This window comes from Mesorhizobium sp. C399B, assembly GCF_030323185.1.
Taxonomy (GTDB): Bacteria; Pseudomonadota; Alphaproteobacteria; order Rhizobiales; family Rhizobiaceae; genus Mesorhizobium.
The window spans coordinates 2,635,579-2,649,672 of the sequence record NZ_CP100472.1 but is presented as its reverse complement, the minus strand read 5'-3'; the positions used below and the strand labels follow the sequence as shown (position 1 = coordinate 2,649,672).

The 14,094-nt window shown below is 63.4% G+C and carries 16 protein-coding genes; 5 read left to right on the top strand and 11 right to left on the bottom strand.

Going from position 1 to position 14,094, the window contains the following annotated elements; translation table 11 throughout:
* Positions 1-31 precede the first annotated feature (31 nt).
* On the bottom strand, positions 32-226 hold the full coding sequence (locus NLY36_RS12585) for a DUF1192 domain-containing protein (protein ID WP_023670145.1): 195 nt from the start codon (positions 224-226) through the stop codon (positions 32-34).
* Between the two features lie 136 nt (positions 227-362).
* On the opposite strand from NLY36_RS12585, the gene NLY36_RS12580 reads away from it, so the two are divergent.
* The 4 genes from NLY36_RS12580 (at position 363) to NLY36_RS12565 (ending at position 4,322) form a co-directional block, all read left to right on the top strand.
* Entirely contained in the window at positions 363-1,373 is a 1,011-nt protein-coding gene (locus NLY36_RS12580; RefSeq protein WP_032903975.1) for an NAD(P)H-quinone oxidoreductase, read from the top strand.
* A 356-nt stretch (positions 1,374-1,729) separates the two neighbouring features.
* Positions 1,730-1,870 (top strand): DUF1127 domain-containing protein, encoded by a 141-nt coding sequence (locus tag NLY36_RS12575; RefSeq protein ID WP_023670143.1) that lies wholly within the window; start codon positions 1,730-1,732, stop codon positions 1,868-1,870.
* 326 nt (positions 1,871-2,196) lie between these two features.
* Entirely contained in the window at positions 2,197-2,889 is a 693-nt protein-coding gene (locus NLY36_RS12570) for a DUF1013 domain-containing protein (RefSeq protein WP_023670142.1), read from the top strand.
* Positions 2,890-2,967: 78 nt separating this feature from the next.
* A protein-coding gene (locus tag NLY36_RS12565) for an IS3 family transposase (protein WP_502882028.1) occupies positions 2,968-4,322 on the top strand; the annotation gives its coding sequence in 2 pieces (ribosomal slippage) (positions 2,968-3,444 and positions 3,447-4,322; 1,353 coding nt in all).
* 59 nt (positions 4,323-4,381) lie between these two features.
* On the opposite strand, the gene NLY36_RS12560 is transcribed toward NLY36_RS12565, so the two are convergent.
* The 3 genes from NLY36_RS12560 to NLY36_RS12550 all read right to left on the bottom strand — a co-directional run bounded on the left by NLY36_RS12560 (position 4,382) and on the right by NLY36_RS12550 (position 5,990).
* Positions 4,382-5,101 carry a helix-turn-helix transcriptional regulator gene (locus NLY36_RS12560; protein ID WP_023683994.1) on the bottom strand — a complete coding sequence of 240 codons (720 nt, stop codon included), beginning with the start codon at positions 5,099-5,101 and terminating at the stop codon, positions 4,382-4,384.
* 126 nt (positions 5,102-5,227) lie between these two features.
* Positions 5,228-5,638, bottom strand: a complete 411-nt coding sequence (locus tag NLY36_RS12555; protein ID WP_031196067.1) for a hypothetical protein — start codon at positions 5,636-5,638, stop codon at positions 5,228-5,230.
* A 181-nt stretch (positions 5,639-5,819) separates the two neighbouring features.
* Positions 5,820-5,990, bottom strand: a complete 171-nt coding sequence (locus NLY36_RS12550; RefSeq protein ID WP_023670139.1) for a hypothetical protein — start codon at positions 5,988-5,990, stop codon at positions 5,820-5,822.
* Positions 5,991-6,194: 204 nt separating this feature from the next.
* On the opposite strand from NLY36_RS12550, the gene NLY36_RS12545 reads away from it, so the two are divergent.
* The gene (locus NLY36_RS12545) at positions 6,195-6,356 is read left to right on the top strand and encodes a hypothetical protein (protein WP_023683991.1); all 162 of its coding nucleotides are present in this window, start codon (positions 6,195-6,197) and stop codon (positions 6,354-6,356) included.
* 9 nt (positions 6,357-6,365) lie between these two features.
* Here NLY36_RS12545 and NLY36_RS12540 read toward each other — a convergent pair whose 3' ends face one another.
* The 7 genes from NLY36_RS12540 to gap all read right to left on the bottom strand — a co-directional run bounded on the left by NLY36_RS12540 (position 6,366) and on the right by gap (position 14,001).
* Positions 6,366-6,686, bottom strand: a complete 321-nt coding sequence (locus NLY36_RS12540) for a hypothetical protein (RefSeq protein ID WP_155924185.1) — start codon at positions 6,684-6,686, stop codon at positions 6,366-6,368.
* Between the two features lie 25 nt (positions 6,687-6,711).
* Positions 6,712-7,425 (bottom strand): SGNH/GDSL hydrolase family protein, encoded by a 714-nt coding sequence (locus NLY36_RS12535; protein WP_023683989.1) that lies wholly within the window; start codon positions 7,423-7,425, stop codon positions 6,712-6,714.
* Between the two features lie 62 nt (positions 7,426-7,487).
* A complete protein-coding gene (locus NLY36_RS12530; RefSeq protein ID WP_023735227.1) occupies positions 7,488-8,228 on the bottom strand; it encodes a DUF899 domain-containing protein in 741 nt (246 codons plus the stop codon).
* 174 nt (positions 8,229-8,402) lie between these two features.
* The gene (locus NLY36_RS12525; RefSeq protein ID WP_023727302.1) at positions 8,403-9,428 is read right to left on the bottom strand and encodes a class I fructose-bisphosphate aldolase; all 1,026 of its coding nucleotides are present in this window, start codon (positions 9,426-9,428) and stop codon (positions 8,403-8,405) included.
* A gap of 121 nt (positions 9,429-9,549) precedes the next feature.
* The gene (locus NLY36_RS12520; protein ID WP_023735226.1) at positions 9,550-10,752 is read right to left on the bottom strand and encodes a phosphoglycerate kinase; all 1,203 of its coding nucleotides are present in this window, start codon (positions 10,750-10,752) and stop codon (positions 9,550-9,552) included.
* A gap of 145 nt (positions 10,753-10,897) precedes the next feature.
* Positions 10,898-12,784: a potassium/proton antiporter gene (locus tag NLY36_RS12515; protein WP_023683985.1), complete on the bottom strand. Its 1,887-nt coding sequence runs from the start codon at positions 12,782-12,784 to the stop codon at positions 10,898-10,900.
* 206 nt (positions 12,785-12,990) lie between these two features.
* On the bottom strand, positions 12,991-14,001 hold the full coding sequence (gene gap / locus NLY36_RS12510) for a type I glyceraldehyde-3-phosphate dehydrogenase (RefSeq protein ID WP_023683984.1): 1,011 nt from the start codon (positions 13,999-14,001) through the stop codon (positions 12,991-12,993).
* Between the last annotated feature and the right edge of the window lie 93 nt (positions 14,002-14,094).

Genomic DNA, 14,094 nt, shown 5'->3' with positions numbered 1-14,094 from the left:
CGGATGCTCAACGCCGAAACTAACGCGAAAACTAGCCGCGGCGAAACAGGGCTTCGGCCGCCGATTTGGTGCTGCCCTTGGTCTGGAGCTCGGCTTCGAGCCGGGCAATCTCCTCGCGCAGGATGCTGATCCGTTCGGTCAGGTCACCGACCGAAAGCAGCGACAGATCCTGTCCGATCTCATGCGGGCGGGCTTTCTTCTTGGGTTCGTCGTCGAAGATCGCCATCGTCGCTCCTCCCTATTCAGTATTGGGGCTGATTTGGCCATTTGCCTGATCCGGCAATCAGCATACATAGGGCAGGGGCGCAGATGCAAACAGCCGGCAAGAAGCTGGCAGCCGGCGGACCGAGACGGGAAATTTCATGGCGAGCGGACATAAAATTCCAGCCACGATGACGGCCATTGCAATCTCGCAACCGGGCGGGCCGCGGGTGCTGAAACCGGAAACGCGCGACGTGCCGGTGCCTGGTCCCGGCGAAATCCTGATCCGGGTGCGTGCGGCCGGCGTCAACCGCCCCGACGTGCAGCAGCGCAAGGGCGCCTATCCGGCGCCGCCCGGCGCTTCCGACCTGCCCGGTCTCGAGGCATCGGGCGAAGTGGCCGTCCTTGGCGACGACATATCGCGCTGGCGCATCGGCGACCGGGTCTGCGCGCTGACGCCGGGGGGCGGTTATGCCGAATATGTAAAGGTTCATGCCGGCAGCGTGCTGCCGCTGCCCGCCGGCTTCACCCACACGGAGGCGGCCGCGGTTCCGGAAAACTATTTCACCGTCTGGCACAATGTGTTCGAGCGCGGCGGCCTGAAAAAGGGTGAGACGCTGCTGGTCCATGGCGGCTCATCGGGCATCGGCACCACGGCGATCCAGCTGGCGTCGGCCTTCGGCGCCTATGTCGTCACCACCGCCGGCAGCAAGGAAAAATGCGACGCCTGCCTGAAACTCGGCGCCGACCGGGCGATCAACTACCGCGAGGAGGATTTCGTCGCGGCGGTCAAGGATGCGACCGGCGGCAAGGGGGCCGACGTCATTCTCGACATGGTCGGCGGCGACTATATCGCGCGCAACTACGAGGCCGCCGCGGTCGAGGGCAGGATCGTCCAGATCGCCGTCCAGGCCGGCGCGGTGGCGAGCGCCGATTTCTCGAAAATCATGGTCAAGCGGCTGACCCACACCGGCTCGACGCTGCGGCCTCGCACGGTCGAGTTCAAGGCGGCGCTCGCCGCCGCACTGGAAGCACAGGTGTGGCCGCTGCTCGGCACCCGGAAGGTAGCGCCGGTGATGGACATGATCTTCCCGCTGACCGACGCCTGGCGGGCGCATGAGCGCATGGAAGAGGGCGAGCATATAGGCAAGATCGTTCTCGACGTCGGCTAGATGGGGCGAGATTCAGGCGAGGCCGGCCTGCGAATGGCGGCTCCCTGCGCTTCCGGCCTTCGCCGGCCGAAGCCCTCATGAGGCGTTGCGGCAGTTAAGGCTACGGCCGGCGTAGGCCGGTGCTTCGTACTGAAGTACGCTTCGCTCCGGTTCTCGGGAGCCGCCATTCTCTGCTCGGCCTGACCTGAACCTCGCGCCATGCTCCGCGCTCAGCCTGTCGGCAAGATGAACAGAAGCTTAATGCTGCAATGCAGCATTTGCATTGCGGCTATGCAAAGACGTCTGTTCAATTCGTGGGCAGCACTGCCTATCTAAGCGTCATCGAAACGATTTGATCCAACAACTGGAGGACAACCATGAACCCGATCCGCGCTTTCCGTAACTGGCGTATGTACAACGAAACCGTGCGCGAGCTGAACAAGCTCAACGCCCGTCAGCTCAGCGACCTCGGCATCAGCCGCGGCGACATCGAGAGGATTGCCCGCAAGGCCATCTAATTCGAAGCCTGGTCGGCCGATGAGGCCTGACCACGCGGCAGAAGCAAGAGCCGCCGCAGACGGTATCCCGTCGCCGGTTCCGAGCCCGCTGGACCCTGTCCGGCGGGTTTTGTCGTCTTGGACCCCCTGTACAACTCGGCATCAATGATCGCCGGAGCCGAGGTCCTCCTGGCCTCCCCCGCTGTCCGGTGTCCGACGGCTGCGCCCTGCGCCAAAAACATTGCGAAACGGCAGCGGAGCGGTTATACAGGCCGCGAATTTCCCATTTTGGTGGCTCTAAACCACCGCCCGCGCGGGAACGCGGGCGAACGAGAAGGATTTTTGAAATGGCCAATACGCTGCTGATGCCCAAGGCGACCGCCGTCTGGCTGGTCGACAACACCGCGCTTTCCTTCGAGCAGATCGCGCAGTTCTGCGGGTTGCATCCGCTCGAGGTCAAGGCGATCGCCGACGGCGAATCGGCGCAGGGCATCAAGGGCATGGATCCGATCATGACCGGACAGCTGACCCGCGACGAGATCGCGCGCGCCGAGAAGGATCCGAACCAGCGCCTGAAACTGTCCGACCCCAAGGTGCGGGTGCCGGAATCCAAGCGCAAGGGTCCCCGCTACACACCGCTGTCGAAGCGCCAGGACCGGCCCAACGCCATCCTGTGGCTGGTCCGCAACCATCCGGAATTGAAGGACGCGCAGATTTCGCGCCTGGTCGGCACGACCAAGTCGACGATCGAACAGATCCGCGAGCGCAAGCACTGGAATTCGGCCAATCTGCAGCCGATGGACCCGGTGACGCTGGGTCTCGCTTCGCAGATCGACCTCGACATGGAAGTCAACCGCGCCTCGCGCGGCCGCGAGCAGGCGCAGCCTGTCGGCGACACGCTGCTGCCGGCTGCCGTGACCGAGCGCCTGGTGCCGGCGCCGGAGAAGCCGAAGGACGAGGATGCCGAGCTCGACGCAAACGCCGTGTTCGCCAAGCTCTCGGCGCTCAAGTCCAAGAAGGAAGATGCGGACGACGAGTAAGGTTTGCGACAGTTCATCAAAAAAGCCCGCTTCGTGAACTGACCCCCGAAAGTTGGACACAACCTTCGGGGGTTTTGCATGTCCAAATACAGCGAGAGTTTCAAGCGCTCGGTTGTCGACATCTATTTAGGCGAGGATGAGGGCTACGCGAGCGCGGCGTCAATGCATGGCGTTGATGCGGCCACTGTTCGCAAGTGGGTTGCGTTGTACCAGGCCCATGGAGATGCCGGGCTATCTGCCAAGTACGATCGTTATGACGCGGCGTTCAGGCTGTCGGTGCTTGAGCGGATGTGGGAGGAAGGTCTGTCGTATCGGCAGACGGCTGCATTGTTCAATATCCGCAATGCCAGTTGCCTGACGGGCTGGGAGAAGCGCTATCATGCGGGCGGGATAGAGGCGCTCGGCCCACGTCCCAGAGGACGACCCATGTCAAAGCCGCCGTCCCCCGTAGTGCCTGTTGCAGCCAGTGACGAGGCCAAAAGCCGCGAAGAACTGCTGGCTGAGCTGAAGCATCTGCGGATGGAGAACGACTACCTAAAAAAACTGGAGGCCTTAACGCAGGGACATGCGCCCAAAAAGCGCAAGCCGTCCAGGCGTTAAGGCCGTTGCATTCGCTTGAGGGGCTGCTCGAGCTGGCGAAGCTTGCGCGCAGCACGTTCTATTACAGACAGAAAGCAGCGAAGCGCTCGGACCGCCATGCGGCGCTGAAGGCGGCGATCAAGGCCATCTTCGACAGCCACAAGGGTCGCTACGGCTATCGCCGGGTGACTGCGCAACTGCACCGGTTGGGCCGGCGCGTCAACCACAAGACCGTCCAGAGCCTGATGGCCGGGATGGGATTGAAGTCGCTGGTCAGGCCGAAGAAGTATCGCTCCTACAGGGGCGAGGCTGGGCGGACCGCTCCCGATCTGTTGCAGCGCAAGTTCGGCGCCGACCGGGCTAACCGCAAATGGGTGACCGACGTGACGGAGTTCAGCCTGGCCGGCGACAAGCTCTACCTGTCCCCGGTCATGGACCTCTACAATGGCGAGATCGTCGCGTTCGAGACGGCGCGGCGGCCACGCTTCAAACTGGTGGACAATATGCTGACCAAAGCCCTCGCCCGGCTTGGTGAGGACGAACGGCCGATCCTGCATTCCGATCAGGGATGGCAGTATCAAATGTCGGCATTCCAACGCAGGCTGGAAGCCAGAGGCCTTCAACAGAGCATGTCACGCAAAGGCAATTGCCTCGACAACGCCCCAATGGAGAGCTTCTTTGCCATCCTCAAATCCGAGCTCTTCCATCCCGGAACCTTCGACACCGTTCAAAGCCTGGACGACGCCATCACGGACTACATCGACTACTACAACCACCGCCGCATCAAACTGAAACTGAAAGGGCTGGCCCCTGTGCAATACAGGAACCAGCCCTTAAACCTACCAGCTCAATGAACCGTCCAACTTTATGGGGTCAGTTCATCGAGCGGGCTTTTTCATTGATTATCGAAGTCTCAGCTGCGCGCCGCCCGGTCCGGCGTCATGCCATAGTCCTCCGAGCGTTCGACGGCGCGGTAGAAGTCGGCAAGCTGCTTGCCGCGCTCAGGCTTGAAGATGCGGCCGGCGATGACCACCGAGGCGATGCGGTCGATGCGGAAGGCGCGGAAATCGTCGCGCATCTCGCACCAGGCAACCAGCGTCCATACCTTGCCCCAGAACCACAGACCGAGCGGACGGATGTCACGCCCGGTGCCGCGGCCGGCCTCGTCGCGGTAGTCGATGGTCAGCACCTGTCGCTTCTCGACAGCGCGCTCGATCACGTCGATCGCCTCACGCGCGGCGTCGCTCACCACCCACATCGGCGTGTGGATCTCGGTGCGGGCGATGCGGTCCTTCTCGGCGTCGGGCAGGACGGCGCCGATCTTGACCAGCGCCTCGTCGGCCGCACGCGCCATGGCCGCGCCGCCAAAGGCCCGCACCATGCGGGCGCCGGCGACCAGCGCGACGATTTCGTCACGCGTGAACATCAGCGGCGGAAGGTCGAAACCCTCCCTCATCATGTAGCCGACGCCGGCCTCGCCGTCGATCGGCACTCCGGTCGACTGCAAATCGGCGATATCGCGGTAGATGGTCCGCTCGGAAACCTCGAGCCATGTGCCGAGCTTCTGGGCGGTGACCAGCCGGCCGCCACGCAGGTGCTGCACGATCTGAAAGAGCCTGTCGGCACGTCGCATCGTATGGTCCCTCGGCTGCTTGTCTATGAATGTCACGGTCCCGAAACCGGTTCCGGGTGACATCCATCTCCTGTTTTATGCTTGTCGTTCTCCCAAAAACCGCTGCGCACTTTTGGGCGACACGCATTATGGTTTAAGTCCTTCGCGCTTGCGCTGCACGGCGACGAATTCCGCGCCGAAGGACAATTTCTTCGTTGTCGGCGTGTTCACGTCGAGCACACGCCAGTACGGCGTGATATCGTTCAGCGTCATGCCGCGTTCGAGATCCTCATTGGCGGCTTCGGCGACGGTGCGCAGATGATAGCCGATGGTGACCGGACATGTCACTTGCGCCCCATGCTCGATGGCGAGCGCAGTGCGCAAGGCGCGTACATCCATCTCGACGCCGTTGGGGATCGTGCGGATGAAATCATCGACCTGACGGGGCGTCGGCACCAGCATCGGCTGGCCCTCGACGACGTCGCCCATTGTGCGTGGCGTCGGCTTCACGCCGTTGACGCCCGGCGTGTTCAGCCTGTCGTTCCAGCTTTTCACCATTCATGTCTCCTGACACGTTTATGGCATGGTGCTCCTGACAGCATTCTGTCAGGAGCCTTCAGCATTGTCCGTAGCAGGCGCCAAAGTTTTTGCGCCAGCCCGAGGGGTCGCTGCCCGGGGGTCCATGTCAATGATCCGGGCGTTGCGGGGTCCGCATCCAAGCATTGTCAGGTAAAACGCCTCAGATCTCGCGAATGCGGCTGTGACCCTCATACATATCCGGCCAGCCAATGTCCTTGCGGATGTCCGCCGGCAAGGAGTTCAGGAAGCGCTGGGTACGGACTTCATTGCGCATCGTGCGGATCTTGCCGACATAGTGCTGTACGCTGTTCAAAATACCAAAGCTGTTCATGACCATCTCCTCTTCTCTGATGGAGACACTATCGCATACCCCTCCTGACAGCAGTCTGTCAGGAGCATGTCAGCTCGTTGAAGAAAGCTGCGAGGTGCTTGGCGGTCGGTTCGGAAACGAGCCTTTTGTCAGGAATGGCCAAGTCGACCGAGACCATGCAAGAACCGCTTTGACAGCCTGTCGCGATGCTGCTCAAAGGCGGGCATGTCGAAACTCCTCGCGCTCGTCATCATCGGCATGATGGCCATTCAGCTGATCAAGCCGCTCGGCTGGCCGGGCCTGAAGCGGCGCGGCGATTTCTGGAAGCTGGCCCTGATCGCCATGGCGGCCATCGCGCTGGCGGGTGCGCTGGGGCACTGGGCATAGCCTTGAGGGTCAGGTCGGGTCCACCGTTCCCATGGCAATCATCCGGATGGCGTTGAGGCTGGGCACGAAGAAGTAATCGCCACCGCGCGTCGTCATGAATTCCGGCAGGTTCGCCGCAATAAAAGGCGTGGCGTTGGCCGGGCCGGCCGGAATGACATGCTTGCTCGATTCGGCGCGGTTGCCGGTCAGCGTGCAGGTGTCGTTGCCGGTTTCGGAATCCAGGCCGTAGCTCGTCCATTGCTGCTGGATGATATTCTGGCTCAGATCCATTGGAAGCAGGCTGCAATCAACAGTATTTGGAAATACCCGCGTCAGTTCTCTGAAGCCCACCAGTCCGAGCTTGTGCCCCCTCAGGTCAATCGGCGAGCACCCATCCGACCAGATGTTCGGCCCAGGCGCGGTAACCGGCTTCCGAGGCATGAAAGCCATCGGAGGCAAAGCCGGCCTCAGGGTTGGTGATCGGCAGCCGTGGCGCCGGCACGGCGCCGCGCTCGAAACAGAGGCGCTCGCCCATGCGGTTCATTGCGGTAGCGCGGATTTCGAGTATCTTGCCGAGCAGCGGCGGCATGGCCGGCGCACGGGTGAATTCCAGCACCGGCGACCAGACGACGCGGGCCTCCGGCCATTTGGCGCGCAGCGCGTAAAGCAGGCCGCCGAACTCTTTCTTGAAGCGCGGCACCGAGTGGAAATTCTTGGTGTCGTTGGTGCCGATGGCCAGCACTATATGCGTCCACCGATCGGCCGACAGGTTGGGCAGCACATGGTCGCGGATCTGGCCCGACGTTGCCGAGTTGAAGCCGGCGGCGCGCCAGCGCACGGCAAGGCCGGTTCGTTGCGCGATCATGACGGCAAGCTGCGCGGCAAGCCCGTTCTCGGAATTGCCGATGCCGACGGAAGCGGCCGAGGAATCGCCCAGCACCAGCAGCGAGATGGCCGGCGCCTTGCCCGATATTTCGTGCATGACCGGCCCTTGTGCCGGCAGCATGCGGGTGGTGCGGCGGCGCACGCCGAGGCCCTGCCAGACATAGACGGGGTAGGCGAGCCAGGTAAGAAGGGCCGGGAAGCGCATGGCAATACCGTTAGAGGTTAACGGCAGCCTTAGCGCATGTTTGGGCGCAGGTGAACGCGCTTCTAGTCGCAGCAGTTTTCCTTAGCTGCCTGCTTTTCCTGATATTCGTCATGCAGCCGCACCCAGTCCATCAGGCTTTGATAAGGGCCATTTTCGCCGCGGCCCTTCGGCGTTATATCGAGATAGTCATAGGTGCCGATCTGCGCCTCGCCGCCGCGGGCGCGCGACATAAAGGTGAGAAAGACGTCGCCGTTCTCGTCCTTGTAGAAAACACTGGTGCCGGGAAGGTCCTTTGACGTGCGCGGACGCGTCTCGAAATTGTAGGTGGTGTCGCCGGCCGCGATCTGCTTGTCGGTGAAGGAGACCTGCATGTCGAAGTTGAAATCCGAGGCGTAGGACGACACCCAGTCGAATTTCCAGCCCATACGCTGCTTGTAAGGCAGCAGTTCCGCCAGCGGCGCGCGCGCAACCACCACCAGCGACACGTCGTGGCGCCTGAGATGCTGATCGGCGCCGTCTATATGGTCGGCAAGGAAGGAGCAGCCTTCGCAGCGGTGGTTCGATCCTGGCGTCATCATGAAGTGGTAGACGATCAGTTGGCTGTTGGCGCCGAACAGTCCGGCCAGGTTCTTCGGACCCTGCTCGGTCTCGAAGACATAGTCCTTGCGGATTTTCATCCAGGGCAGTTCACGCCGCTCGGCGGCGATGCGCTCACGCAACCGTGTCAATTCCTTCTCGCGCGCCAGATGCGCCTTGTGCGCCTCAAACCAGTCTTCACGCGAAACCACCTTCTTGCGAGTCATGAAGTTCTCCCTGTCTGTTCACCCAAGGACGTTCGGGGTGGGCAGAAACCGACATCGCCGTCAGCTTTTGCCGAAAAGGAGATAAGGATGGGCGAACTCCGTCCCAAGCCCGCCTTGTCATAAACAAAACCCGGGCGCATCGGCCCGGGTTGTATGACAACGGGAGGACTGCGCTCAGGCGGCCTGTTCGAGGCTCGCCGTCCATCGTCCCAGCGCCGCCAGATGGTTCATGTGGGCACGATGGGTGAAGGCGGCCTGGCCGGAGGCGACGTTCGATGCCTTGCCGCTCCAGGCCTTTTGTGGGGCGGCCTGCAAGGCGCGGCCATAGGAGAAGGTCAGCTTCCACGGATGCGGCCCGATGGCGTTGATGGCGTTGAGGTTGGCGGTCGCCTCCTCGTCCGACTGCCCGCCCGAAAGGAAGGCGATGCCCGGCACCGCTGCCGGTACGGTTTCGCGGAACAGTTTTATGGTCTTTTCCGCGACCTCTTCGGGGCTGCTCACCTTGCCCGACTTCCTGCCGGCCAGCACCATGTTCGGCTTCAGGATGGTGCCTTCCAGCACAACGCGCGCCGCATGCAGCTCGTCATAGAGCTTGATCAGCGTTGCCTTCGAGATGTCGTAGCAGGTGTCGATGTCGTGCGCGCCGTCCATCAGCACTTCCGGCTCGACGATCGGCACGATGCCGGCCTCCTGGCACAGTGCGGCATAGCGGGCCAGCGCATGGGCGTTGGAGCCAATCGAATTGACCGAGGGCACGCCCTTGCCGGTGTCGATGTCGATCACCGCGCGCCATTTGGCGAAGCGGGCGCCGAGCTTGTAATAATCCGCGAGCCGTTCGCGCAGGCCGTCGAGGCCTTCGGTAACGGTATCGCCGGGAAAGCCGGCCAGCGGCTTGGCGCCGGCATCGACCTTGATGCCGGGGATGGCGCCCGCCGCCTTGATGATGTCGACCAGAGGCGTGCCGTCGGCAGCCTTCTGACGGATGGTCTCGTCGTAGAGAATGACGCCGGAGATGTACTTCGTCATCGCGTCCGTGGCGCGGAACATCATCTCGCGGTAGTCGCGGCGGCTGTCGGCCGTCGATTCGACGCCGATGACGTCGAAGCGCTTCTTGATGGTGCCGGAGCTCTCATCGGCGGCCAGCAGGCCCTTGCCGCCGGCCACCATCGCGGCGGCAATGTCTTCGAGACGTTCGCTCATTTTGCTTCTCCTTGACGGCGTTGTTCCGCGCTTAACGGAACTCTACCGCCAAAGGAATGGCATCGGAAAGCTCGAATCGGTTGAAAGTTCCTGGCGTCCGTTTTTGTGCCCCCCAATCCGGTCAGGCTTGTTTCTTCAGCACGTCGACGCCGGGCAGCGGCTTGCCTTCCATCCATTCGAGGAAAGCGCCGCCGGCGGTCGAGACATAGGTGAAATCGTCGGCGACGCCGGCATGGTTGAGGGCGGCCACCGTGTCCCCGCCACCGGCGACCGAGACCAGCTTGCCGGCCCTGGTGCGGGACGCCGCGTGCTTTGCCGCAGCCACCGTGGCGTGGTCGAAAGGCTCGATCTCGAAGGCGCCGAGCGGGCCGTTCCAGACCAGCGTCGCGGCGCGGTCGATCCATTCACCGATCGTCTTCACGGTCTTTTCGCCGACATCGAGGATCATGCCGTCAGCCGGGACATCCGAAATGGCAACGGTCTCGCTGGCCGCACCCGCCTTGAATTCCTTGGCGACGACACCGTCGACAGGCAGGATGATGGCGCAGCCGGCCTCGGCGGCCTCGATCATGATCTGCTTGGCGGTCGCGGCAAGGTCATGCTCGCACAGCGACTTGCCGACAGCGGTGCCACGCGCGGCGAGAAAAGTGTTGGCCATGCCGCCGCCGATCACCAGCGCGTCGACCTTCTTCACCAGGTTCATCAACAGGTCGATCTTGGTCGACACCTTGGCGCCGCCGACAATGGCGACGACAGGGCGGACCGGATTGCCGAGCCCCTTCTCCAGCGCCTCGAGCTCGGCCTGCATGGTGCGGCCGGCATAGGACGGCAACAGCCGCGCCAGGCCTTCGGTCGAGGAGTGCGCCCGGTGGGCGGCGGAAAAGGCGTCATTGACGAAGATGTCGCCATTGGCGGCGAGCCGCTCTGTGAAATCAGGATCGTTCTTCTCCTCGGTCTTGTGGAAGCGGGTGTTTTCCAGCAGCAGCACATCGCCCTTGTTCATGGCGGCGACCGCACTGCCCGCCGTGTCGCCGACGCAATCGCTGGCAAAGCCGACCGGGCGGCCAAGCACCTCCGCGGTAGCCTTGGCGATCGGCCTCAGCGAGAATTCGGGCGAGGGACCATCCTTCGGGCGGCCGAAATGCGCGAGCAGGATGACCTTGGCGCCCTTGCCGGACAGTTCGGCGATGGTCGGTGCGATGCGTTCGATTCGGGTGGCGTCGGTGACCTTGCCATCGGCGACGGGAACGTTGAGGTCGACGCGCACCAGCACGCGCTTGCCGCTGATATTGCCGATATCGTCGAGTGTCTTGAAGGCGGCCATGCGGGTTCCTTTCCGTGGAAAATCGCCGGGACCATACCTCGCATCGATGACGATGCAAGGCTTGAGCCGGGGTGCGAGCTAAATTTTGAGATCAAGGCGAAGGCTGTCGTGATGATGCGGGACGTCAGCGTGAACCGATCGCTTGTCAGCCTTCTGTCGTTATCTTTTCCGCCGTCGGCTCAAGGGCCTTCTCATTGGCTGTCGCCTCTGCAGTCTGCGTCTCGGTCGGCTTGCGCCAGTTGCGGATGAAGGCGGAGACACGATCGCCGATCTCGCCGGCGCTCAGGAACACCGGAACCCGCGCCACCGGCGCGGTCGGCTCGAAGGAGAGGCCGAGACCGGTGATCTTGCCCTTGTCGTCGACGTCGCGGACGATCAATTCGATCGGGCCGATCAGCACCCGGTCGGCATATTCGGCATGGCCGCCAAGCCTTGCCGTCACCAGCGCGCCGACGGTGAGCTTCTGCTCGGCTTCGCTCAATCCCGGTGTGTATGCGGCCTCGAGCTCTGCGGCCGAGCGGGCGGGATCGACGGCGAAGGCGCCGAAGAAGTCGGCATCCTCGGGGTCGACTACGGCGCGGCTGGCAAACAGCTTGTCAAGCAGGCGCGGATAGCGGTCGGGCACGAAGATATAAACCTGGTCGCCGGCCGCGAGCCGGCCCATGTCCTGGAAACGCATCGAGCGGCCGTCGCGCAGCACCAACGAGGGCCGTGCCCAGCGCGGGATACGCTCGCCGCGCGCCACCGGGCTGCCGGGCGCCACGCGGTAGGCGAGCAGTTCGTGATGGGCGGAGCCCGGCAGTTCGAGTTCGACCTTGTCGAGCGGCCCGAGCCTCGCCGGCACGATCAGGCCGAGCCGGCGCGCCAGCGGACCGACCGACCAGCCCTGCACCACCAGCGATACCAGCACGATGATGAAGGCGACGTTGAAGATGGTGCGGCCGTTCTCCAGTCCGCCGAGCAGCGGGGTGATGGCAAGCAGGATGGACACGGCGCCGCGCAGGCCGACCCAGGAGACGAACGCGATCTCGGGACGCGGCAGGCGGAACGGAATCAGGCAGAGCCAGACGGCGACAGGGCGCGCGACAAACATCAGGAATAGGCCGAGCAGCACCGCCGGCACCATGATCGCCGGAAACTGCGAGGGTGTCGCGAACAGGCCGAGGATCAGGAACATGATGATCTGTGCCAGCCACGACATGCCGTCCTGGAAGCGCTTCAGGATGGTGACGGCGCGGATGTCGGAGTTGCCGGCAATGAGCCCGGCGAGATAGACCGCCAGGAAGCCCGAGCCCCCAATGGCGCCGGCCGCGGCGAACACCATCAGTGACAGGGTCAGCACGAAGATCGGCAGCAAGCCATGGTCAAGGTTGAGCCGGTCGACGAGGCGCACGATGCCGAGCCCGCCAAGCACGCCGACGACGGCGCCGAGCCCCATATTGAGCAGGAAGCCGAGGATCAGGTCGGTGACCAGCACATGGGTCTCGGGATTGGCGTGGGCGGCGATGATCTCGACCAGCGTGATGGTCAGGAAGATGGCGATCGGGTCGTTGGTGCCGGATTCGACTTCCAGTGTCGCGCGCACGCGTTCGCGCAGATTGATCTCGCCGGCGCGTAGCAGGAAGAAGACGGCCGCCGCATCGGTCGAGGCGACCGCGGCGCCGAGCAGGAAGGATTCCAGCCAGCTGAGGTCGAGCAGGTAATAGGCGGCGGCGCCGAACAGGCCAGTGGTCAGGATTACGCCGAAGGTCGCCAGCGACACCGCCGGTCCGGCCGCCTGGCGCAGCGCGTTGAGCGGCGTGCCGAAACCGGAATCGAACAGGATGACCGCCAGCGCCAGCGAGCCGGCAAAATATGCCACGCGCGCATTGTCGAATTCGATACCGAGACCATCGACGCCGCTGGCGAGGCCGATGCAGAGGAAGAGCAGCAGCAAAGGGGCGCCGAAGCGGAAGGCGATCAGGCTCGAGAACGCTGCGGCGACGACTAGCGCTGTGCCGACCAGCGTGACGAGATAGATCGCATGCTCCATCCGTGATTTGCCCCTCGAATTCCTCTTTCTACCGATTCACGGGAGAGTGGGGCGAAGGCATGGCCGGTGCAAGGCGCAAGGATGGCTTTTTGCCTTATGCCGCTGATTTTCCGGCGTTTGGCGGCTCGGCGCGCCTTGCCCGGCGCGCTGACGAAAAACGCCCGGGCACAGCCGGGCGTTCGAAGCTGCGAGACGATGCCTTCAGATCAGGCGATGGTCTTGCCAAAGGCGACCGAGGTGTCGGCCATGCGGTTGGAGAAGCCCCACTCATTGTCGTACCAGGACAGCACCGAAACGAAGTTGCCGTCCATGACCTTGGTCTGGTCGAGCGCCAGGATCGACGAGCGCGGATCGTGGTTGAAGTCGATCGACACATTCGGATGATGGGTGACGCCGAGAATGCCCTTCAGCTTGCCGTTGGAGGCGGCGATCACCGCTTCGTTTATCTCCTGCACGGTGGTGGCGCGCTTGGCGATGAACTTGAAGTCGACGACCGAGACGTTGGGGGTCGGCACGCGGATCGAGATGCCGTCGAGCTTGCCCTTGAGGTCGGGCAGCACCAGGCCGATCGCCTTGGCCGCACCGGTCGAGGTCGGGATCTGCGACAGGGCAGCCGCGCGGCCGCGGTAGAGATCCTTGTGCATGGTGTCCAGCGTCGGCTGGTCGCCGGTGTAGGAGTGGATCGTCGTCATCATGCCCTTTTCGATGCCGACGGTCTCGTGCAGCACTGCGGCGAGCGGCGCCAGGCAGTTGGTGGTGCAGGACGCATTCGAAATGACGATGTGGTCCTTGGTCAGCTTGTCGTGGTTGATGCCGTAGACGACGGTGAGGTCAGCACCTTCGGCAGGCGCGGAGACGACGACGCGCTTGGCGCCGGCGGTCAAATGCGCGGCAGCCTTGTCGCGGGCGGTGAAGATGCCGGTGCATTCGAGCGCGATGTCGATGCCGAGCTCCTTCCACGGCAGCTGCGCCGGGTCCTTGATCGCGGTGACCTTGAAGGTCTCCTTGCCGACGGTGATCTGGTCGCCCGAGACCGACACTTCGTGCGGGAAGCGGCCGTGCACGCTGTCATAGCGCAGCAGATGCGCGTTGGTCTCGACCGGGCCGAGATCGTTGACGGCGACGACGTCGATGTCCTTGCGGCCGGATTCATGGATGGCGCGCAGGATGTTGCGGCCGATGCGGCCAAATCCGTTGATGGCAACTCTGACGGTCATTTTACTCTCCCTGGGAGCTGGAGGCGGCAGATGGGTCCGCAGCTTCATAGCGGCGGATGGCACAAGAATCCAGCCGCAGAAGGCCGAATTTAA